At 66.9% G+C, this 21,220-nt stretch carries 20 protein-coding genes and 1 tRNA gene; 3 read left to right on the top strand and 18 right to left on the bottom strand.

The genetic code is table 11. The features are described from left to right. Positions 1-126 precede the first annotated feature (126 nt). From BST28156_RS10355 to uvrC, 3 genes are all read right to left on the bottom strand, one after another. A tRNA-Gly gene (locus BST28156_RS10355) sits at positions 127-202 on the bottom strand. A 148-nt stretch (positions 203-350) separates the two neighbouring features. Further along, positions 351-941, bottom strand: a complete 591-nt coding sequence (pgsA, locus tag BST28156_RS10350; RefSeq protein ID WP_040126960.1) for a CDP-diacylglycerol--glycerol-3-phosphate 3-phosphatidyltransferase — start codon at positions 939-941, stop codon at positions 351-353. Between the two features lie 90 nt (positions 942-1,031). Then, positions 1,032-3,062 (bottom strand): excinuclease ABC subunit UvrC, encoded by a 2,031-nt coding sequence (gene uvrC / locus BST28156_RS10345; RefSeq protein WP_174902137.1) that lies wholly within the window; start codon positions 3,060-3,062, stop codon positions 1,032-1,034. Positions 3,063-3,138: 76 nt separating this feature from the next. Between uvrC and earP the strand changes: the two genes are divergently transcribed. The 3 genes from earP (at position 3,139) to BST28156_RS10330 (ending at position 6,669) form a co-directional block, all read left to right on the top strand. Next, entirely contained in the window at positions 3,139-4,332 is a 1,194-nt protein-coding gene (gene earP, locus BST28156_RS10340) for an elongation factor P maturation arginine rhamnosyltransferase EarP (protein WP_174902136.1), read from the top strand. Positions 4,333-4,459: 127 nt separating this feature from the next. Next, positions 4,460-5,017 carry an elongation factor P gene (efp, locus tag BST28156_RS10335; protein WP_009691657.1) on the top strand — a complete coding sequence of 186 codons (558 nt, stop codon included), beginning with the start codon at positions 4,460-4,462 and terminating at the stop codon, positions 5,015-5,017. A gap of 266 nt (positions 5,018-5,283) precedes the next feature. After that, positions 5,284-6,669, top strand: coding sequence for a sigma-54-dependent transcriptional regulator (locus BST28156_RS10330; protein WP_174902135.1), 1,386 nt, complete (start codon positions 5,284-5,286; stop codon positions 6,667-6,669). A 178-nt stretch (positions 6,670-6,847) separates the two neighbouring features. On the opposite strand, the gene nagZ is transcribed toward BST28156_RS10330, so the two are convergent. The 15 genes from nagZ to fabF form a co-directional block, all read right to left on the bottom strand. Beyond that, positions 6,848-7,876: a beta-N-acetylhexosaminidase gene (nagZ, locus tag BST28156_RS10325; protein WP_174902134.1), complete on the bottom strand. Its 1,029-nt coding sequence runs from the start codon at positions 7,874-7,876 to the stop codon at positions 6,848-6,850. A gap of 16 nt (positions 7,877-7,892) precedes the next feature. Further along, the gene (gene acpS / locus BST28156_RS10320) at positions 7,893-8,336 is read right to left on the bottom strand and encodes a holo-ACP synthase (protein ID WP_174902133.1); all 444 of its coding nucleotides are present in this window, start codon (positions 8,334-8,336) and stop codon (positions 7,893-7,895) included. Between the two features lie 57 nt (positions 8,337-8,393). Then, positions 8,394-9,170: a pyridoxine 5'-phosphate synthase gene (pdxJ, locus tag BST28156_RS10315; RefSeq protein ID WP_174902132.1), complete on the bottom strand. Its 777-nt coding sequence runs from the start codon at positions 9,168-9,170 to the stop codon at positions 8,394-8,396. Then, positions 9,167-10,006: a DNA repair protein RecO gene (recO, locus tag BST28156_RS10310; protein WP_060241501.1), complete on the bottom strand. Its 840-nt coding sequence runs from the start codon at positions 10,004-10,006 to the stop codon at positions 9,167-9,169. Before recO ends, pdxJ begins: the two co-directional genes overlap by 4 nt. Next, a complete protein-coding gene (gene era, locus BST28156_RS10305; protein WP_174902131.1) occupies positions 9,993-10,892 on the bottom strand; it encodes a GTPase Era in 900 nt (299 codons plus the stop codon). The genes recO and era overlap by 14 nt, the downstream gene beginning before the upstream one ends. Positions 10,893-10,952: 60 nt before the next feature. Beyond that, complete coding sequence (gene rnc, locus BST28156_RS10300) at positions 10,953-12,194, bottom strand: ribonuclease III (RefSeq protein WP_174902130.1); 1,242 nt, start codon at positions 12,192-12,194, stop codon at positions 10,953-10,955. 153 nt (positions 12,195-12,347) lie between these two features. Then, positions 12,348-13,244, bottom strand: a complete 897-nt coding sequence (lepB, locus tag BST28156_RS10295; protein WP_060241496.1) for a signal peptidase I — start codon at positions 13,242-13,244, stop codon at positions 12,348-12,350. A gap of 16 nt (positions 13,245-13,260) precedes the next feature. Beyond that, complete coding sequence (gene lepA, locus BST28156_RS10290) at positions 13,261-15,054, bottom strand: translation elongation factor 4 (RefSeq protein WP_060241494.1); 1,794 nt, start codon at positions 15,052-15,054, stop codon at positions 13,261-13,263. Positions 15,055-15,238: 184 nt separating this feature from the next. Then, the gene (locus BST28156_RS10285) at positions 15,239-15,475 is read right to left on the bottom strand and encodes a glutaredoxin family protein (RefSeq protein WP_174902129.1); all 237 of its coding nucleotides are present in this window, start codon (positions 15,473-15,475) and stop codon (positions 15,239-15,241) included. A gap of 7 nt (positions 15,476-15,482) precedes the next feature. Next, positions 15,483-16,967 (bottom strand): DegQ family serine endoprotease, encoded by a 1,485-nt coding sequence (locus BST28156_RS10280; RefSeq protein ID WP_060241490.1) that lies wholly within the window; start codon positions 16,965-16,967, stop codon positions 15,483-15,485. A gap of 16 nt (positions 16,968-16,983) precedes the next feature. Next, entirely contained in the window at positions 16,984-18,036 is a 1,053-nt protein-coding gene (locus BST28156_RS10275; protein WP_060241488.1) for a MucB/RseB C-terminal domain-containing protein, read from the bottom strand. 5 nt (positions 18,037-18,041) lie between these two features. Continuing rightward, positions 18,042-18,674: a sigma-E factor negative regulatory protein gene (locus BST28156_RS10270; protein WP_060241485.1), complete on the bottom strand. Its 633-nt coding sequence runs from the start codon at positions 18,672-18,674 to the stop codon at positions 18,042-18,044. Positions 18,675-18,762: 88 nt separating this feature from the next. After that, the gene (rpoE, locus tag BST28156_RS10265) at positions 18,763-19,362 is read right to left on the bottom strand and encodes an RNA polymerase sigma factor RpoE (protein WP_009687541.1); all 600 of its coding nucleotides are present in this window, start codon (positions 19,360-19,362) and stop codon (positions 18,763-18,765) included. Between the two features lie 91 nt (positions 19,363-19,453). Beyond that, complete coding sequence (locus BST28156_RS10260; RefSeq protein WP_059515437.1) at positions 19,454-19,918, bottom strand: hypothetical protein; 465 nt, start codon at positions 19,916-19,918, stop codon at positions 19,454-19,456. 12 nt (positions 19,919-19,930) lie between these two features. Further along, on the bottom strand, positions 19,931-21,163 hold the full coding sequence (gene fabF / locus BST28156_RS10255) for a beta-ketoacyl-ACP synthase II (RefSeq protein ID WP_060241484.1): 1,233 nt from the start codon (positions 21,161-21,163) through the stop codon (positions 19,931-19,933). Positions 21,164-21,220 lie beyond the last annotated feature (57 nt).

Below are 21,220 nucleotides of genomic sequence, written 5' to 3'. Positions count from 1 at the left end.
ACGAGTCTCGAACTCGCGACCTCAACCTTGGCAAGGTTGCGCTCTACCAACTGAGCTACTCCCGCATTGTCCTGCATTGTCCTGCATGTGCAGCGCTTTGCCGTACGACACGCTGCCAGAAAAATCTGGAGCGGGAGACGAGTCTCGAACTCGCGACCTCAACCTTGGCAAGGTTGCGCTCTACCAACTGAGCTACTCCCGCATGCGTACTGCGCTACTGCTGCTTCCCCGCTACATTCGCTTCGTCGTGCAGCGGAGAAGCGAGATTATGTCGAAGGCACATTCGTATGTCAAGGGCTTTTCGCGCCCTTTTTCCAAAAAACTTCCGCGCCGCGACTGCTGCATGCGCATCACGACGCGCCGCCGCGCTCGCGAATCTGCGGCCACGCGAGCTTCATGTAGTAGAGCATCGACCAGATCGTCAGCACCGCGGCGAGATACATCAGCCACTCGCCCCACACGCGCGTGTCGATCGTCGCGAAGCCGAGCGGCAGCGGCCCGAAGTACAGCAGCATCGGGATCGCGACCATCTGGCATGCGGTCTTGAACTTGCCGAGCTGGTTCACCGCGACGCTCTTCGATGCGCCGATCTGCGCCATCCATTCGCGCAGCGCCGAAATCGCGATCTCGCGGCCGACGATCACCAGCGCGATCGCCGCGTCGACGCGGGAAATCTGCACGAGGATCAGCAGCGCGGCCGTCACCATCAACTTGTCGGCCACCGGATCGAGAAAAGCGCCGAACGACGAGGTCTGGTTCCACTTGCGGGCCAGGAACCCGTCGAACCAATCGGTCAGCGCGGCGAGGATGAAGATCGCCGCCGCCGCGATATTGCGCTGCGCGCCGCCCATCACCGTGTCCGGCAGATAGAACACGCCGACGACGAGCGGAATCAGCACGATCCGCACCCACGTCAGGAAAATCGGGAAATTGAACGGCATGGCATCCGGGACAGTAAAGGATTCGCAATTGTGCCGTGTCGACCGGCCCGCCACAAGAACGCGGGCAATGCGGCCGGTCGCGCGGCCATATCAGTGAAGCTGCTTGTAGATCTGCTCGGCGAGCGCGTGCGAAATGCCGTCCACGCTCGCAAGCTCCTCGACGCTCGCCGCGACGACGCCGCGCAATCCGCCGAAGCGCGCCAGCAGCCGCTGGCGACGCTTCGCGCCGACCCCTTCCAGCTCCTCGAGCCGCGAGGTCTGGCGCGCCTTCGCGCGCTTCGCGCGCATCCCGGTAATCGCAAAGCGGTGCGCCTCGTCGCGAATCTGCGCGACCAGCATCAGCGCGGCGCTTTCCTTGCCGAGTTCGAGCGGCGTGCGGCTGTCCGCGAACACGAGCGTCTCGAGGCCGACCTTGCGCCCCTCGCCCTTCGCGACGCCGACCAGCATCGACGTGTCGAGGCCGAGCTCGGTAAACACCTGGCGCGCGATCTCGACCTGACCCTTGCCGCCGTCGATCAGCACGATGTTCGGCAGCAGGCTCGAAGCCTCGGCCTGGCGCGTCGACTCGCCGTCGATGCCGGCCGCGTCGTCCGCGGCCGCTGCCTGCGCGGCCTGCTCGACCATCTTCTCGTAGCGGCGCGTCAGCACCTGCCGCATCGCCGCGTAGTCGTCGCCCGGCGTGATGCCCGCGATGTTGTAGCGGCGGTACTCGCCCGACTGCATCTTGTGATGGTGATAGACGACGCACGACGCCTGCGTCGCCTCGCCCATCGTGTGGCTGATGTCGAAACACTCGATGCGCAGCGTCGCGAGATCGTCGCATTCGAGGCCGAGCGTCTCCGCCAGCGCGCGCGTGCGCGCCTGCTGCGAGCCCTGCTCGGACAGCAGCCGCGCGAGCGCGATCTGCGCATTCTGTTCGGCCATCGACAGCCATGCGCGGCGCTGCCCCTGCGGCTGCCGCACCAGCGACACCTTGTGGCCGGCCTGCTCGGACAGCAGCTCGAGCAGGTCGCGGCTCGCGGGCGCATGGCTGACCACGAGCACCGGCGGCACGCGGTTGCCGAGGTAGTGCTGTGCGATGAACGCGTCGAGCACCTCGGCCTCGACCGATGCGGCCGCGCCGCGCGCGCCGCCGGCTTCTTCCGCGAGTCGATCGGGCAGCGCATCGTCGGCGATGTCAGCCGCCTCGGCCGCTTCGGCTTCGTCGCCGAGACCGCCTTCCGCGAGCGTCAGCGCGCTCTCGACATGCGTCGGGAAATACGCCTTGTCGCCGAGATGCCGGCCGCCGCGCACCATCGCGAGGTTCACGCACACGCGCCCGCCCTGCGCGACGACCGCCAGGATGTCGACATCGCTGTCGCTGCCGACCTCGATCGCCTGCTGGTGCAGCACGGTCGCGAGCGAGCTCATCTGGTTGCGCACGGCCGCCGCCTGCTCGAACTTCAGCTCGGCCGCGAACGCATGCATCTTCTGCTCGAGTTCCTTCATCACCTCCGATTGCCGGCCAAGCAGGAAACGCGCGGCGTTCGACACGTCGACCTCGTAATCGGCCTCGGAAATCGCGCCGACGCACGGCGCGGTGCAGCGCCCGATCTGGTGCAGCAGGCACGGCCGCGTGCGGTTGTTGAAGACCGAATCCTCGCAGGTGCGCAACTGGAACACGCGCTGCAGGATCTGGATGCTCTCGCGCACCGCCCATGCGCTCGGGAACGGCCCGAAATACTGGTTCTGCTTGTCGACCGCGCCGCGGTAGTAGGCCATCCGCGGAAAACGGTGCGCGGTGAGCTTCAGGTATGGATACGACTTGTCGTCGCGAAACAGGATGTTGTAGCGCGGCGCGAGCGCCTTGATCAGGTTGTTCTCGAGCAGCAGCGCCTCGGCCTCCGAACGCGTGACGGTGGTCTCGATGCGCGCGATGCGCGTGACCATCATCGCGATGCGCGGCGACAGCTGCGTCTTCGTGAAATAGCTCGACACGCGCTTTTTCAGGTCGCGCGCCTTGCCCACGTAGAGCACGGCGCCCGCCGCGTCGTAGTAGCGGTAGACGCCCGGCATGTGCGGCAGTTGCGCGAGGATCTTCTTCGGTTCGAACGGGGTGTCGGAAGCTTCTGGGGATGTCATGCGTGATCCGGGCGCCGACAGGCGCGGAACGGGTCCATTAGAATCGCCAGTTTAGAGCATTCACTGCGCCGCTTCGATGTCCGTCACCGTCCCTGCCCCCGTTGCCCCGGCGCCGCTCGCGCCGAACGAACCGATCGCCTGCGACCTCTTCTGCACGGTGATCGACAACTTCGGCGATATCGGCGTGTGCTGGCGCCTCGCGCGGCAGCTCGCGCACGAGCACGGCTGGCAGGTGCGCCTGTTTGTCGACGACCTGCACACCTTCGTGCGCCTGCTGCCGGGTGTCGACCCCGACGCGACGCGACAGACGCTCGACGGAATCGCGATCGAGCACTGGCACGCGGAGATCGGCGACACGCTCGAGATCGCCGACGTCGTGATCGAGGCGTTCGCGTGCGAGCTGCCCGCCGCGTATCTCGCGGCAATGGCGCGCCGCGCGCGCCGTCCCGTGTGGATCAACCTCGAATACCTGAGCGCCGAGGACTGGGTCGCCGATTTCCATCTGCGGCCGTCGCCGCATCCGCGCTACCCGCTGCTGAAGACGTTTTTCTTCCCGGGCCTGTCGGCCGGTACCGGCGGCGTGCTGAAGGAGCGCGACCTCGACGCGCGCCGCACCGCGTTCGAAGCCGATGCCGACGCCCGCGCCGCGTGGTGGCGGCGCGCGACCGGCGGCGCGCCGCCGGCGCCCGGCACGACGGTCATCAGCCTGTTCGCATACGAAAATCCGGCCGTCGACGCGCTGCTCGCGCAGTGGCGCGACGGTGCGTCGCCGGTGGTCGCGCTGGTGCCGGCCGGCCGCGTATCGCCGGCGCTCGCGCGCTTTTTCGGGGTCGAGTCGTTCGGCGCAGGTTCGCATGCGCGCGCCGGCAACCTGAGCGCGCACGGACTCGCGTTCGTACCGCAGGCCGACTACGATCCGCTGCTGTGGGTCGCCGACGTCAACTTCGTGCGCGGCGAGGATTCGTTCGTGCGCGCGCAATGGGCGCGCAAGCCGTTCGTGTGGCACATCTACCCGCAGGCCGACGATGCACACCTGCCGAAGCTCGACGCCGCGCTCGCGCACCTGTCGGCCGGCCTCGCCGACGCGCCGCGCACGGCACTCGAGCGCTTCTGGCATGCGTGGAACGGCGTCGGCACGCCCGACTGGGCCGATTTCCGGCAGCATCGCGCGGCGCTGCACGCGAATGCGGGCCGCTGGGCCGACGAACTCGCGGCCGTCGGCGATCTCGCTGGAAAGCTGGCCGAATACGCAAAATCTCAGTTAAAATAAGCGGTTATCCGACGGCTGACCACGCAAGCGCTCGCTTTTGGCGCCCACCGGACCCCTCGCTTGCGCCGTCAGCCGTTGTGCAACGCTCAGGCACCTATTTATTTGATTTGATCAGGACAGTTTTTTTATGAAGACCGCACAGGAACTCCGCGTAGGCAACGTCGTGCAGATCGGCAGCGATGCCTGGGTCATCTCGAAGACGGAATACAACAAGTCGGGCCGTAACGCCGCCGTCGTCAAGATGAAGATGAAGAACCTGCTGACCAACGCAGGCCAGGAATCGGTCTACAAGGCCGACGACAAGTTCGACGTCGTCGTGCTCGACCGCAAGGAAGTGACGTACTCGTACTTCGCCGACCCGATGTACGTGTTCATGGACGCCGACTACAACCAGTACGAAGTCGAAGCGGAAATGATGGGCGACGCGCTGAACTACCTCGAAGACGGCATGGCTTGCGAAGTCGTGTTCTACAACGAGAAGGCGATCTCGGTCGAACTGCCGACGATCCTGGTTCGCGAAATCACCTACACCGAGCCGGCCGTCAAGGGCGACACGTCGTCGGGCAAGGTGCTGAAGAACGCAAAGCTGGCCACCGGCTTCGAGCTGCAAGTGCCGCTGTTCTGCAACACCGGCGACAAGATCGAAATCGACACGCGCACGCACGAGTACCGCAGCCGCGCGTAAGCGCCCGCGATGCCCGCATCGAACAAAGCGCCCTTCGGGGCGCTTTTTGTTTGTCCGTCGCCAACAGCGACCGCGGACGGGGGACAGATGCAGCACAAAATCCACCGGTAAAGATATTCAATTTGTATCATCGGTAACTGTTTTATAGCGCGAAGGAAATAATGCGCGTCAGGCGTTCGGCGGGGCATAAAATCAGTCTTTAATCTCATCTCGAAATGCGGCTGCGGATTGACGGCCCGCCTCTCTTGAACCGACTCGCGTCCACCATGCCACACGCCCTGATTGTCGAAGACGATCCCAACAGCCTGTCCGGCCTCACCGCGCTGCTCGCCGCAGACGGTTTCTCGGTCGACACGGCCACATCGCTCGCCGAGGCGCGCAACGCGCTCGGCCGCTCGATTCCCGACGTCGTCCTCGTCGACCTGAACCTGCCGGACGGCAGCGGGTTCGACCTGCTCCAGCACCTGCCGCAGCAGCAGCCGAACGGTTCGCTGCCGGTGATCGTGCTGACCGGCAATGCAACGGTCGAAAGCGCGATCGAAGGCCTGCGTCACGGCATCTGGGACTACCTGCTGAAACCGATCAACATTCCGCGGCTGCGCAGCCTGCTTGCGCGGATTCCGCGCCCGTACGAACTGATCGACGAAGTGCAGGCGCTGCGCGCGTCGCTGCGCCACCTCGGCCGCTTCGGCGCGCTGGTCGGTCGCAGCGAGGCGATGCAGCACGTGTACGACATGATCGAGCACAACGCGCGCACCGAAACGGCCGTGCTGTTCTCGGGCGAGGCCGGCACCGGCAAGAAGCTCGCCGCCCGCACGCTGCACGACCTGAGCCGCCGTCGCAAAGGGCCGTTCGTGTCGTTCGACTGCCGCACGATCGCGCAGGCCGGCCGCCAAGGCGCATCGCTCGACAGCCTGCTGTTCGGCCACGAGCGCGGCGCATTCGACGGCGCCGAGCGGCGCGAGACCGGCCTGTTCGAGCAGGCCGGCGGCGGCACGCTGTTCCTCGACGAAATCACCTCGTTGCCGCTGGTGCTGCAGGAAGCGCTGCTGCACGCGCTCGACTCGCAGAATTTCATGCGGATCGGCGGCACGAGCGCGATCGCGAGCGACTTCCGGCTGATCGCGAGCACGCGCCGCCCGGCACGCGAGGCGGTCGCGAACGGCACGCTGCGCGAGGATCTGTGGCTGCGGCTGGACGCGGCCTCGATCACGATGCCGCCGCTGCGCGAGCGCGACGGCGATGCGCTCGCGATCGCCGACGCGCTGATCGACGATCTGAACCGCGACGCGCGCGCGACCGGCCGCAGCACGACCGACAAGCGCGCCGCGCCGGGCTTCGTGCGCGAATGCGTGTCCTACGAATGGCCCGGCAACGTGCGTGAATTGCAGGAACGCGTGCGCTTCGCATACGACGCGTCCGGCGATTTCATCGAAACGCTGCGGGCCGGCGAGGCGAGCTTCGCGGCCGGCGCCGCGCTGAACGGCAGCAGCGTGCAGATCAAGGTCGGCACGCCGCTGTCCGACGTCGAGGATCTGCTGATCCGCGCGACGCTCGACGCGGTCGGCGGCACGCGCCATCGCGCCGCGACGCTGCTCGGCATCAGCCCGAAGACGCTGTACAACAAGCTGCAGCGGATGAAGGTGAACTGAGCGGGCGACGGGCGATTCGGGGCAGCGGTCGGCACGGACCGTTAGTTGCGTTCAAGACGATCCCCGCGCATCGCATCGCCACGTGCGTACGTTCCATGCAAAAGCCGCGCAAATGCGCGGCTTTTCCGTTTCTTTCGGCGAACCGAAGCAGCGCGGCCCGCGCCGCCCTGCTCGCCTGCTATGCCAGCGCGCTGGCCAGCAGCGCCTGCGCGCGCAGATACTCGGGCTGCGCGATCAGCTTGTCCCACTTGAGCGGCTTGCCGCGCGCGCGCATGCGCTTGATGCGCCGCACCGATTCGGCCGACGGCTGCGTCTTCAACCCGTTCAGCACGACCTCGGCCGCGTCCGGCTGGTTGCAGACGAGCACCATGTCGCAGCCGGCGGCGAGCGCGGCCTCGGCGGCCTGCGTCAGCGTGCCGCCTTCGCGCGCGGCCTCCATCGACAGGTCGTCGCTGAAGATCGCGCCGGTGAAGCCGAGCCGCTCGCGCAGGATGTCCTGCAGCCACACGCGCGAAAAGCCGGCCGGCCGCGAGTCGACCTGCGTATAGATCACGTGTGCCGGAATCACGGCCGACAGCGACAGCCCCAGCCAGTCGTACGGCGCGACGTCCTGCTTGAGGATCGCGTCGAGCGGCCGGTCGTCGGTCGGCAGCGCGACGTGCGAATCGGCTTCCGCGAAGCCGTGCCCGGGAAAGTGCTTGCCGCAGTTCGCCATGCCGGCGAGCGCGAGCCCGTGGTTCAGGCTCTTCGCGAGCAGCGTGACGACGCGCGGGTCGCGATGAAACGCGCGATCGCCGACCACCTTCGAATGGCCGTAGTCGAGATCGAGCACGGGCGTGAAGCTCATGTCGATCCCGCACGCGCGCAGCTCGGCGGCGAGGATGTAGCCGACCGCGGTCGCGACCTGCATCGACAGCAGCACGTCGCGATCCCACAGTTCGCCGAGCCGGCGCATCGCCGGCAGCACCGTGAAGCCGTCGGTACGGAACCGCTGCACGCGCCCGCCTTCGTGATCGACGGCGATCAGGATGTCCTCGCGCACCGCGCGGATCGAATCGGTCAATGCGGCGAGCTGCGCGCGGTTCTGGAAGTGTCGCGCGAACAGGATCACGCCGCCGGTGTTCGGATGCGCGAGACGCCGCGCATCGTCGCGCGACAGGGCCGTGCCGACGACGTCGAGCATGACCGGGCCGGGAATCGTTTTCATCGAATCGGGAATTCCGTCAGGGAGTGGTTCGGGAAACAGGCGCGGACGGCGCATCCACCGCGGGAGAATCGGTCTCGGCAATCACGAACGACACCGCATAGTCGCGCTCGTCGCTGACCGTCACGCGCGCGGTGATGCCGCGCGCCGCCAGCCAGTCGGCCAGCTCGCCCGACGCGACGACGTAGGGCTCGCCGCTCGGCCGGTTCAGCGTCTGCAACGCGCGCCACGTCATCGGCCAGTGCATGCCGAGGCCGATCGCCTTCGAGAACGCTTCCTTCGCGGAAAAACGCGTCGCGAGAAACGCAATGCCGCGTGCTTCCGAGCGGGCGCGGCGCGCGCGGAACACGCGCAGTTCGTCGGCGCCGAGCACCTTCTCGGCGAAGCGGTCGCCCGTGCGTTCGAGCACGGCCGCGATGCGGCTCACCTGGACGATGTCGGTGCCGATACCGTAGATCGCCATGTCAGCCACGCCCGTCCGACGAACGGCCGACAACCCGTGCGCGCAGCGCGTTCATCTTCAGCGCGCGCCGCCGTGCAGCGCGGCGACGCGCGCCGCGACCATGATCGCCTTCATCTCGCGCACCGCGTTGTCCCAGCCCGCGAAGATCGCGTGCGCGACGATCGCGTGGCCGATGTTCAGCTCGACGATGCCGTCGATCGCGGCGATCTGCTGCACGTTCGTGTAATGCAGCCCGTGGCCTGCGTTGACCTTCAGGCCAAGCTGCGCGCCGGCCTGCACGCCCGCGACGATGCGCTCGTATTCGCGCTGCTGTTCGGCTTGGTCGTGCGCGTCGGCGTAGCGCCCCGTATGCAACTCGATCACCGGCGCGCCGGCTTCGTGCGCCGCGCGAATCTGGGTCTCGTCCGGGTCGATGAACAGCGACACGCGCACGCCCGCATCGGCCAGCTGCCGGCATGCGGCGCGCACGGCCTCGAAGCGTCCCGCGACGTCGAGGCCGCCTTCGGTTGTCAGCTCCTCGCGCTTCTCCGGCACGAGGCACGCGTCGTGCGGACGCACTTCGCATGCGATGTCGAGCATCTCGGCCGTCACCGCGCATTCGAGGTTCATCCGGGTCTTCAGCAGCGGGCGCAGCTTGCGCACGTCCGCGTCGACGATGTGGCGGCGGTCCTCGCGCAGGTGCAGCGTGATCGCGTCGGCACCCGCCTCTTCGGCGGCCAGCGCCGCGCGGATCGGATCGGGATAGGTCGTGCCGCGCGCGTTGCGCAGCGTCGCGACGTGGTCGATGTTCACGCCGAGGTCGATGGCGGTCGGCGTAGTCAGGAAGAAGCTCATAGGTTTTGCAGGTCGATCAGGATCTGTCGCGTGGCGAGCGGCGTACCGCCGAGATAGGTGTTCAGCAGGAAGCGCATCAGCGTCTTGCTCTGCGCGACCGTCTGGGCTCGATGGTAATCGTCCTGCTCCATGTCGAGCAACGTCTGCCCGGAAATCACCGGCCAGTGCGACGGCACGTCGTCGTCCGCATTGCGCACGCCGCGCTCGGGGTCGAACACGTAGCGGCGCTCGGGCTCGACCGCGCGGCGCGCGACCGTGCGGTTCAGCGCCATCGCATAGCCGGTCTCGCGCAGCAGCACGCGCTCGAACGAGCGCAGCACCTGCACCGCGGGTTCGCCGTGGGCGAGGCGCGTGAGCGTCAGCACGTAGTGATTGAACAGCGGCGGCTGCGGATCCTCGCGCGCGCAGAACTTCACGAGCAACTCGTTCGCGTAGAAACCGCACAGCAGCGCGTCGCCGCCGAGCGGCAGCATCCCGCCGACCCACTCGGCGCCCGTCAGCGTGCGCACTTCGGACTTGCCGGACCACGACAGCAGCAGCGGCTGGAAAGTCTGCAGCACGCCGCGCAGCGCGGAGTGCGGACGCTTCGCGCCCTTCGCGACGAGCGCAAGCCGGCCGTGATCGCGCGTCAGCACGTCGATGATCAGGCTCGTCTCGCGATACGGATAGCTGTGCAGCACGAACGCCGGCTGCTCGGCGACGCGGAAATCGGACGTGCGGGACGTCGCACGCCGCGCCTTCTTGCGCGGCGGTTCGGGCGGCGCCGGCAGCGGCGCGTCGTTCGCGCCCGCGGTCACCGCATCTTCGGTCGACGTCAGCGCGTCATTCGTACCCATAGGCGCGCAGCCCCGCCTCGTTGTCGGCCCAGCCGCTCTTCACCTTCACGAAGGTCTCGAGGTACACGGGGCCGTCGAACAGCTTTTCCATGTCCATCCGCGCCTCGGTGCTGATCTGCTTGAGCTTCGCGCCCTTCTTGCCGATCACCATCGCCTTGTGCATGTCGCGCTCGACGAGGATCGTCGCGAAGATGCGCTTCAGGCGCCCCTCCTCCTCGAACTTGTCGATCACGACCGTGCTCGTGTAAGGCAGCTCGTCGCCGGTCCAGCGGAATACCTTCTCGCGCAGGATCTCGGCGGCGAGAAAGCGCGAGCTGCGATCGGTCAGGTCGTCCTCGCCGTAGATCGGCTCGCCTTCCGGCAGGTACGGCTTGATCGTCTCCAGCAGGCGCTTGATGTCCTCCGGCTGCTTGGCCGACAGCGGCACGATCTCCGCGAACTCGCGCAGCGTGCTCATCTGCTGCATGAACGGGAACAGCGTGTCCTTGTCGCTGACGCGATCGAGCTTGTTCGCGATCAGCAGCGTCGGTGTGCCGGGCGGGATCAAGTCGAGCACCTTCTGATCGTCGGGGCCGAAACGGCCGGCTTCGATCACGAACAGGATCGCGTCGACCGAGGTCAGCGTCGACGTGACCGCGCGGTTCAGCGAGCGGTTCAGCGCGGTACTGTGACGGGTCTGGAAGCCCGGCGTGTCGACGAAGATGAATTGCGCGTCGTCGGTCGTGTTGATGCCGGTGATGCGATGGCGGGTCGTCTGCGCCTTGCGCGACGTGATGCTGATCTTCTGGCCGACAAGCGCGTTCATCAGCGTCGACTTGCCGACGTTCGGACGGCCCACGATCGCGATCATGCCGCAGCGGAAACCAGTGGGAGCGGGAGCGTTCATATCGATTGGGAGACAGGTTCGGAACCGGCCGCGCGGCGCGCGGCACGATCGATGGGCGATTCAGTGGTCGGCATCGGCGGCGCGCGCCCGCGCGCCCACGACACTGGCCGCACCCGGCGACGTATCGGGGCCGGCGGCGGCGACATCGAGCACGCGCGGCGCCGCGCGCGAAGCGGGGTCGGCAGCGGATTTGTCGGTGCTGCGCGGGCCCGCATCGGCGGACGAAGCCGCCGGATCGGTCGCATGACCCGACGCCTTGTCGGTCGTGCGCGGCGCGGCGTCGCCGCGATCGGCCGGTTTGTCGGTCGCGGGTTTGTCGGTCGCCGCCGGCTTGTCGGCCGCCGGTTTCGCCGCCCGCTCGGCCTTGTCGGCCGTCGTTTCGACGTGCGCCGCGCGAATCGCGGCCACCGGTGCCTGGGCCGACCGGTCGGCCGGCTCCGCCGCACTGCCGGTCGCGGCCTGGGCCGCCTGCGCCGCCTTGGCCTCGCGCGCCGCCGCGCGTTCCTTGCGCTCCGGCGAGCGCAGGTCGAGCGCCTCCTGCACGCCCTTCACGCCCGGCACGATTTCCGGCTCCGCATGCTTCGCCGCCCGCGCATTCTTCGAGCGCTTCGGCTTGGCCGCCAGCATCGGCGCGGCCGCCATCACCTCGTCGAGCGCCTTCTTCGCGGCGGCCTGCTCGGCCGCACGCCGGCTCGCGCCGGAACCCGACACCTTCACGTCGAGTTTCGGCACCGTGCATTCGACCTCGAACTGCTGATTGTGCGCCGCACCATGCGTCGCGACGACCGTGTAGGTCGGCAGCGCGATCTTGTGCCCCTGCAGGTACTCCTGCAGCAGCGTCTTCGCGTCCTTGCCGAGCGTGCGCGGATCGATGTGGTCGAGAATCGGGATATAGAGCCGCTTGATGACCCCCTGGGCGGCTTCGAAGCCGCCATCGAGGAATACTGCCCCGATGATGGCTTCGAACGCGTCCGCGAGGATCGACGGGCGGCGGAAGCCGCCGCTGCGCAGTTCGCCCTCGCCCAGCCGCAGGCCTTCCGAAATATTCAGGGCCTGAGCAATTTCGTACAGCGACTGCTGTTTGACGAGGTTGGCGCGCACGCGCGACAGGTCGCCTTCGTCCAGCTTGCTGAAACGCTGGAACAAAAGCGCGGCCACCGCGCAATTCAGAACGGAATCGCCGAGAAACTCGAGCCGTTCGTTGTGCGTGGCACTGTGACTACGATGGGTCAAAGCCTGGCGCAATAATTCCGCATTGCGAAATTCGTAGCGCAGCCGGCTTTCCAACTGGGATAGGGGCATGTGCAGGAGTATAACGCGGGCGCCGGTCGCGCCGAAACGGCGCAGCCGGACCCGAAAAGGCGTGACGAAGCGGTGTTACCGCCGGTTCTTAAAGTAGTTCGACAATACGCGGCGCGGCCCGTGCGCCGCGTATTGCGTGTGAATCGAAGGCGCTCAGTGGAAGGAGCCGATGCGCTTCAGGTCGCTGAAGTTCATCCAGATGAAGAACGCGCGGCCGACGATGTTCTGGTCCGGCACGAAGCCCCAGTAGCGGCTGTCCGCGCTGTTGTCGCGGTTGTCGCCCATCATGAAGTAGTGGCCCGGCGGCACTTTGCAGATCACGCCGCGGCTGTTGTACGTGCAATTGTCGCGATACGGATAATCGTAGGCGCCCATCACGAACGGCGGCACTGCGGGATTGTTCAGGATCGCGTTCTTCCGGTTGCCGTCGATCGTTTCCTCGAACTGCTTCGCGTAGTTCTGGCGCTCGTCGTCGAAGTAGTCGGGCAGCGGCGTTTCGGGCACCGGCTGGCCGTTGATCGTGAGCTGCTTGTCCTGGTACGCGACCGTGTCGCCCGGCAGGCCGATCACGCGCTTGATGTAGTCGACCGACTCGTCCTTCGGATAGCGGAACACGACGACGTCGCCGCGCGACAGCGGGCTGCCCTGCGTGATCTTCGTGTTCGTGATCGGCATGCGCAGCCCGTACTCGAACTTGTTGACGAGGATGAAGTCGCCGACGAGCAGCGTCGGCACCATCGAGCCCGACGGGATCTTGAACGGCTCGACGACGAACGAGCGCACGACGAACACCGCGAGGATCACCGGGAAGAAGCTCGCCGTGTACTCGAGCCACCACGGCTGGCGCAGCTTCTCGTCGCGCAGCTTCGAGCGCGTCTGCACCGCGTTTTCGTCCGCGAAACGCTTGTCGATGCGCGACTGCTGGCGATCGAACTCCTCGATCGCCGCGTCGGCTGCCTTGCGTCGCTTCGGCAGGAATACCAGCTTGTCCAACACCCACGCCACGCCCGTCACGACGACGAGCACAAAAAGAATCAGCGCAAAATTCATAAAAGGATCAGTCCTGTTATTTGTCTTCGACGCGCAAGATCGCGAGGAACGCCTCCTGCGGGATCTCGACCGAACCCACCTGCTTCATGCGTTTCTTGCCTTCTTTCTGCTTCTCGAGCAGCTTTTTCTTACGTGTGATGTCGCCGCCGTAGCACTTCGCGAGCACGTTCTTGCGCAGCGCCTTGATGTTCTCGCGCGCGACGATGTGCGCGCCGATCGCGGCCTGGATCGCCACGTCGTACATCTGGCGCGGAATGATCTCGCGCATCTTCGCGGCCACTTCGCGGCCGCGATACTGCGACTGCGAACGGTGGACGATGATCGACAGCGCATCGACCTTGTCGCCGTTGATCAGCATGTCGACCTTCACGACATCCGACGTGCGGTATTCCTTGAACTCGTAGTCCATCGACGCATAGCCGCGCGACACCGACTTCAGGCGATCGAAGAAGTCGAGCACGATCTCGGCCATCGGGATCTCGTACGTGAGCTGCACCTGGCGGCCGTGATACTGCATGTTGATCTGCGAGCCGCGCTTCTGTTCGCACAGCGTGATCACCGAGCCGACGTAGTCCTGCGGCATGTACAGGTTCACGGTGACGATCGGCTCGCGGATCTCGGCGATGCGCGCCGGCTCCGGCATCTTCGCCGGGTTCTCGACCATGATCGTCGAGCCGTCGCTCTGCACGACCTCGTAGACGACCGTCGGCGCGGTCGTGATGAGGTCCATGTCGAACTCGCGCTCGAGCCGCTCCTGCACGATTTCCATGTGCAGCAGGCCGAGGAAGCCGCAGCGGAAGCCGAAGCCGAGCGCCTGCGACACTTCGGGCTCGTACTGCAGCGATGCGTCGTTGAGCTTCAGCTTCTCGAGCGATTCGCGCAGCGCGTCGTACTGGTTCGCCTCGACCGGATACAGGCCCGCGAACACCTGCGGCTTCACTTCCTTGAAGCCCGGCAGCGGCTCGACCGCGGCCTTGGCCGCATGCGTGACGGTATCGCCGACCTTCGCGGCCGTCAGCTCCTTGATGCCGGCGATGATGAAGCCCACCTGCCCCGCCGACAGCGATTCGAGATTGCGCGACTTCGGCGTGAACACGCCGATGTGCTCGACCGGGTACTGCGCGCCGGTCGCCATCAGCTTGATCTTGTCCTTCGGGCGCAGCGTGCCGTTGACGATGCGCACCAGCATCACGACGCCGACGTAGTTGTCGAACCACGAGTCGATGATCAGCGCCTGCAGCGGCGCATCAGGGTCGCCCTTCGGCGGCGGCACCTTCGCGATCAGCGCTTCGAGCACGTCCTCGACGCCGAGGCCCGTCTTCGCGCTGCAACGCGTCGCATCGGTCGCGTCGATGCCGATCACGTCCTCGATCTCCTCGATCGCGTTCTCCGGGTTTGCGGCCGGCAGGTCGATCTTGTTCAGCACCGGCACGACCTCGACGCCGAGCTCGATCGCCGTGTAGCAGTTCGCGACCGTCTGCGCCTCGACGCCCTGGCTCGCATCGACGACGAGCAGCGCGCCTTCGCATGCGGACAGCGAGCGGCTGACCTCGTACGAGAAGTCGACGTGCCCGGGCGTATCGATCAGGTTCAGGTTGTAGAGCTTGCCGTCGCGTGCGCGATACGACAATGCGGCCGTCTGCGCCTTGATCGTGATGCCGCGCTCGCGCTCGATGTCCATCGAGTCGAGCACCTGCGCTTCCATTTCACGGTCGGCGAGCCCGCCGCAGACCTGGATGATGCGATCCGCGAGCGTCGACTTGCCGTGGTCGATGTGCGCGATGATCGAGAAATTGCGAATATGATCCATTCAGTGCCGATCAAGCGAAAAAGGCGCGCTCGACGACTGCGGAGCACGCCTTGTAAGTCGGTGAAAAAACGGCTTATTTTAGCCGAAAAGGCCTTTGCCGGGCGGTATTTCGGACGGCCGTCCCGGACGGCCGGTCCCGGACGCCCGGCCCGCGGCGCACTGCCTGCCGACGCCCGCGCCGAAATCAGCCCCGGAGCGCCAGCGCGGCGCGCACCTTCGCATCGTCGAACCGGTGGCGGCACACCTCCACCCCGTCCAGCAGCAGCACCGGCACGTCCTCGTCGTAGCGGGCGACGAGCGCCGGATCGGCATCGACGTCGACATAGTCGACCGCGACGCCGAACTCGGCCGCCACCGGCGCCAGCGCGTCGCGCATGTCGTCGCACAGGTGGCACCAGCCGCGGCCGTAGAGCGTGAACATCGGCGCGTTACTTCTGCCGCGGCCGCACCGGCACGTACTGCGTATTGTCGCCGCGCCGCACGAGCACCGCGACGGCCTTCTGCGGATCGAGCTGCGACGTCACGTCGGCGAACTGCTTCGCGCTCGTGATGTCGGTGTCGCCGACCCGCAGCACGATGTCGCCGCGCTGCAGGCCCGCCCGCGACGCCGGACCGTCGACGCCATCGACCTGCACGCCGTTCTTCAGCTTCAGCGTCTTCAGCTGGTCGGCCGACAGGTCGCTGACCGTCAGGCCCAGTGCGTTGCTCTGGCGCGGCTTCTGCGGCGTGCTCTTGCGCTGGTCGGCCTTCGCGGTCGTATCGGACGGCGTTTCCGCGATCACGATCGGCACGTCGCGCGACTGGCCCTTGCGCCAGACCGTGACGGTCGCCTTCGTGCCGGGCTTGGTGTCGCCGACCATGCGCGGCAGATCCGACGCGGCATCGACCGGGCGCCCGTTGAACTTCAGGATAATGTCGCCCGGCTGGATGCCGGCCTTGTCGGCCGGCCCGCCCGGCTCGACGCTGCTGACCAGCGCGCCTTCGGCCTTCGGCAGCCCGATCGAGTCGGCCACGTCCTTCGTCACCTCGCCGATCGCGACCGCAATCCGGCCGCGCGTGACCTTGCCGGTCGCCTTCAGTTGGTCGGCCACGCGCATCGCCTCGTCGATCGGAATCGCGAACGAGATGCCCATGAAGCCGCCGGTGCGACTGTAGATCTGCGAGTTGATGCCGATCACCTCGCCCTGCATGTTGATCAGCGGGCCGCCCGAATTGCCGGGGTTCACCGCGACGTCGGTCTGGATGAACGGCAGGTAGTCGCCGGTGTTGCGGCTCTTCGAGCTGACGATGCCGGCCGTGACCGTGTTGTCGAGGCCGAACGGCGAACCGATCGCGACGACCCATTCGCCGACGCGCACCTTGTTCGAATCGCCGATCGCGACGACCGGCAGGTTCGACGCCTGGATCTTCACGACCGCGACATCGGTGCGATCGTCGACGCCGATCAGCTTCGCCTTGAATTCGCGCTTGTCGGTAAGCGTCACGTAGATGGTGTCCGCATCGTCGACGACGTGCGCATTGGTCATCACGTAGCCGTCGGCCGACACGATGAAGCCCGAGCCGACGCCGCGATTCTGCTCGGTATCGGGCGGATTGTCGGGCGCGGGGGCGTTTTTCGGATTATTGCCGGGCGCCTGCGGCAGCGGAATGCCGAAGAAGCGCCGGAAGAATTCCGACATGTCGCCGTCGTCGAAACCCGGCGGAAGGCCGCCGCGCGGGCCGGCGGTCGGCACATTGGCGGTAGTGCGGATGTTCACGACGGCCGGCCCGACCTTTTCGACCAGATCGGCGAAATCGGGCAGGCTGGCAGCAGCGGCCGCAGTGGGGGCCGCCGCCGCGGGATGCGACGCGAGCGGCAGGCAGGCAGACAGCGCCGCCGCCGCAAGCCAGTTGCGCAGCGTGGGTTTCATCATGTCGGAAGCCGTAGCGTTACTTGGAAGCCTTGTATTCTATGGCAGACGCGAACTGCTGCAACGTGGCCGGCGGCACTTCGCCGAGCACGGTGATCCAGTAGTCGCCGCGGCGCTTCACGAGCACGTGCGTGGCGCCGGTACTGCCCGCGCCTTCCTTGCGCGTATTCTTTTCGGCCGGTTCGACGAACACGGAGATCGTCGCGAGGCCATCGGTGAACACGGCCTGGTCGACCGCGATCGGCGGATCGCCCGGGTCGCGCGCGGCCATCGGCCGGCGCACCTCGCGAATCTTCTGGAAGCCGGCGACGCCCGGCGCGAGCTGCCAGCCCTGCGCTTCCATGTCGACCGTCGCCACCGGCGGACGCACGACCGTCCAGCCGCCGAGATTGCGCATGCCGGCCGCGATCGCGCTTCGGTCGCCGGTCGCGCCGCCCGTCTGCAGCTGCGAGAACGCGATCTGTTCGAGCACGTGATCGTTCGCGTCGAGCGTCTGCGAGCGCAGCAGCAGCCCGGTGCGGGCGTCGGCCCACAGCTTGTACGTAAAGCGGTAGGCATCCTTCGGCACGAGTTCGACGACCTGCGCGTCGATGCCGGCCACGCGGTCCTTGCCGAGCAGTTTCGCGTCGTAGACCGACATCACGTGCTCGCCGCTCGCGCCGAGCAGCGCGGGGAACGAATCGCGGGTCTGGCGGCGCTCGACCACGCACAGCTTGCGCTCGGGCACGAACGTATACAGCTCGTCGTTATGCCGCAGCACCTTGCGCGGCTTGCCGTCGAGCGTCTCGATCCGCTCGAACTCGCCGTCGCGGGACGCGACGTGCGCGATGCGCGACGACTGCACGTACCCGCCGCGCTGGTAAACGAACGTCCCTTCGTAGTTCTGCTGCTGCGCGGCCTGCTGGATGCGGTCGAGCCAGTCCGCGGCGCCCTTGCGGGTCGCGACGGGATCGTCCGGTTGCTGGGCGCTGGCAGGAAGGGATTGAACGGACAACAGGGCGGCTGCGCAAAGCAGGAGGGCCGGCAGCCGCTTCCATCCGGAGATGGCGTGATTCAACTGCAATGTCCGCATCGGGTTTATTGGCCTGGCGTGGTGGTCACGGCTGCGCGGATCAGCGGCATCGAACCCGTGACGACGGGCTGCTGCGCGAATTGCTGGTGCGCTTCAAGATATTGATCGAGACTCGCGTCGCGGATGATGTTGACGTCCTGCAGCCCCGGCTGGGTCGATGCCTGCGCAACCGTCACGCGCTGCAGGCTGCCGTTTTGCGGCGCGCCGACCGACGCGACCTGCACGGCACCCGGCGCTCCGGCCGTCTGCATCTGCGGGACGACGATCCAGGTCAGCGTGGCCGCCGCCGCGGCCACCGCGAACGCCGGCACGACGCGCCGGCGCATCGACAGCAGCTGGCGGACGACCGGCTTGCGGGCGACCGGCGCGGCCGCCGGCGCGAGCAGGTGCGGCTCGGCTTCGAGCACGGCCGACATGCGCGCCGTGAACGTCGCGCTCAGCGCGGGCGACAGCGCGAGCTCGTCCGAGCGCAGCGCATCGCCGATCAGGTGGTAATGGGCCCACGCAGCGCGATCCGCGCGGTCGAGCTCAGCCAGAAACTGCCCGTGATCCGGGCCGTCGAACATTTCGCCGTCGACCAGAGCGGAAAGGCGCTCGCCGCGCGAGCACGCTTGCGACTGCGTATTGACCGACCCCATGATGCTCCCCATCTTGCACACCCCGTCGTGACTTCACGACTCTAACCGTAACTAGACCCCGACCCGCGTCGTTCGCCCGGCGTCGCGCTTACCAGCGCTTGCCTTCCGGCGTATCGAGCAGCGGACGCAATTTCGCAGCGATTGCCTCGCGCGCCCGGAAGATCCGCGACCGGACCGTCCCGATCGGACAGCCCATCATTTCCGCGATTTCCTCGTAGCTCAGCCCTTCGATCTCGCGCAGCGTGATCGCCTGGCGCAATTCCTCGGGCAAGGCGGCCATTGCAGTGTTGACCGTCTCGGCAATCTGCTTGCTCATCAACATCGACTCAGGCGTGTTGATATCCCTTAGTTGGTCTGCGTCGGAGAAAGTTTCCGCTTCCTCGGCATCGGCCTCGGTCGAGGTCGGCGCCCGGCGGCCCTGCGTCGCAAGGTAGTTCTTCGCCGTATTGACGGCAATCCGGTACAACCACGTGTAGAACGCAGACTCGCCGCGAAATTGCGGCAGCGCACGATACGCCTTGATGAACGCGTCCTGGGCCACATCCTCGACCTCGGCGGGATCCCGCACCAGGCGCGAGATCAGCCGGATGATCTTGCGGTGGTATTTGGAGACCAGGAGTTCGAACGCCGCCTTGTCGCCCTTCTGTACGCGCTCGACCAGAGCCTGATCGATTTCTTTTTCACTCACCTGACAAATCCGTTAACTAGGGATGCAACGCGGAGCGCTATTGTAGCGTTCCCGCGCCGGCCGCTGATTACGACCCGTAACTGCCGCGCCGTCATGCGCGCCCGGCCCGTCCCGCGGTTCTCGCGAGCACCGCCAGCGCGCTGAACGATGCGGCGTCGAGCGCATCGGCCGGAATCAGCAGCGGCCGCGCCCGCCGGGCGCCCTGCCCGACCGTCAGCACGAGCAGCAGGCTGCTCCAGTGCGCATGGCCCGTCACGCGGCCCCGGGCAAGCAGCCGCCCGGTGCGGCCAAACGCCGCGACTTCCCCGAACGCATCGATACGCAACTCGGCCGGCAGCCGCCGCGCGCACGCGCGGGCCGCCCCCATCGCGAGCAGCGCAGCCGTCGCGGCCGCGACGCACGCGCCGGTCAGCGCCCCTGCGCGCGGCGCGCAGAACAGGTGCACCGACACGGCAGCCGCCGCGACGAACACGGCCAGCACGAGATACGACACGGCCGAGGCCCGCAATGCAAAGCACTGTGGGCGCCCGGCCGGAGCATCGAATGGACTCGTCAAGCGATTGCAGCGTCAGACGCGCTTGAACACCAGCGTGCCGTTGGTCCCGCCGAAGCCGAAATTGTTCTTCACGGCAACGTCGATCTTCATGTCACGCGCGGTGTTCGCGCAGTAATCGAGATCGCACTCCGGGTCCTGGTTGAAGATGTTGATGGTCGGCGGCGATACGTTGTTGTGCAGCGCCAGCACCGAGAACACCGACTCGAGGCCGCCTGCGCCACCCAGCAGGTGACCCGTCATCGACTTCGTCGAGTTCACGACCATCTTGTACGCATGCTCGCCGAAGGCCGCCTTCACCGCGTCGGACTCGTTCTTGTCGCCCAGCGGCGTCGACGTGCCGTGCGCGTTCAGGTACTGGACCTCGTCCGGGTTCACGCCGGCGTCGCGCAGCGCCGCGACCATGCAGCGGCGCGGGCCGTCCATGTTCGGCGCGGTCATGTGGTACGCGTCGCCCGTCATGCCGAAGCCCGCGACTTCCGCGTAGATCTTCGCGCCGCGCGCCTTCGCCGCTTCGTACTCTTCGAGCACCATCACGCCGGAACCCTCGCCCAGCACGAAGCCGTCGCGGTCCTTGTCCCACGGACGGGACGCGGTGGCCGGATCGTCGTTGCGGGTCGACAGCGCGCGTGCCGCGGCGAAACCGCCGATGCCGAGCGGCGACACCGTCGATTCGGCGCCGCCCGCGACCATCACGTCGGCGTCGCCGGCCTGGATCAGGCGCGCCGCGAGGCCGATGCTGTGCAGGCCGGTCGTGCACGCCGTCACGGCGCCGAGGTTCGGGCCCTTCAGGCCGAACATGATGCTCAGGTGGCCCGAGATCATGTTGATGATCGAACCCGGCACGAAGAACGGCGAAATCCGGCGCGCGCCGCGATCGATGTAGGTCTGGTGCGTGTCCTCGATCATCGGCAGGCCGCCGATGCCCGAGCCGACCAGCACGCCGATGCGCTCCGCATTGGCTTCGGTCACTTCGAGGCCGCTGTCCCGCATGGCCTGGACCCCGGCTGCGATGCCGTAATGGATGAACGTATCCATGTTCCGGGCTTCCTTCGCCGGGATGTACTCCTCGGCGCTGAAACCCTTCACTTCGCCCGCGAAATGGCAGGCGAGGTTCGACGCATCGAACTTCGTGACGGTGGCGATACCGGACTTGCCGGCGACGAGATTGGCCCAGCCGTCGGCAACATTATTGCCAACAGGCGAAATCAGCCCCAGGCCTGTAACGACAACACGACGGCGGCTCACGGTAACCTCTTTTCCATTGGATGACAAAAACAAAAGCCACAGTGGCCACAGGAACCA

Source organism: Burkholderia pseudomultivorans, from assembly GCF_902499075.1.
GTDB classification, from domain to species: domain Bacteria; phylum Pseudomonadota; class Gammaproteobacteria; order Burkholderiales; family Burkholderiaceae; genus Burkholderia; species Burkholderia pseudomultivorans.
This window is presented reverse-complemented; position numbering and strand designations above follow the sequence as displayed.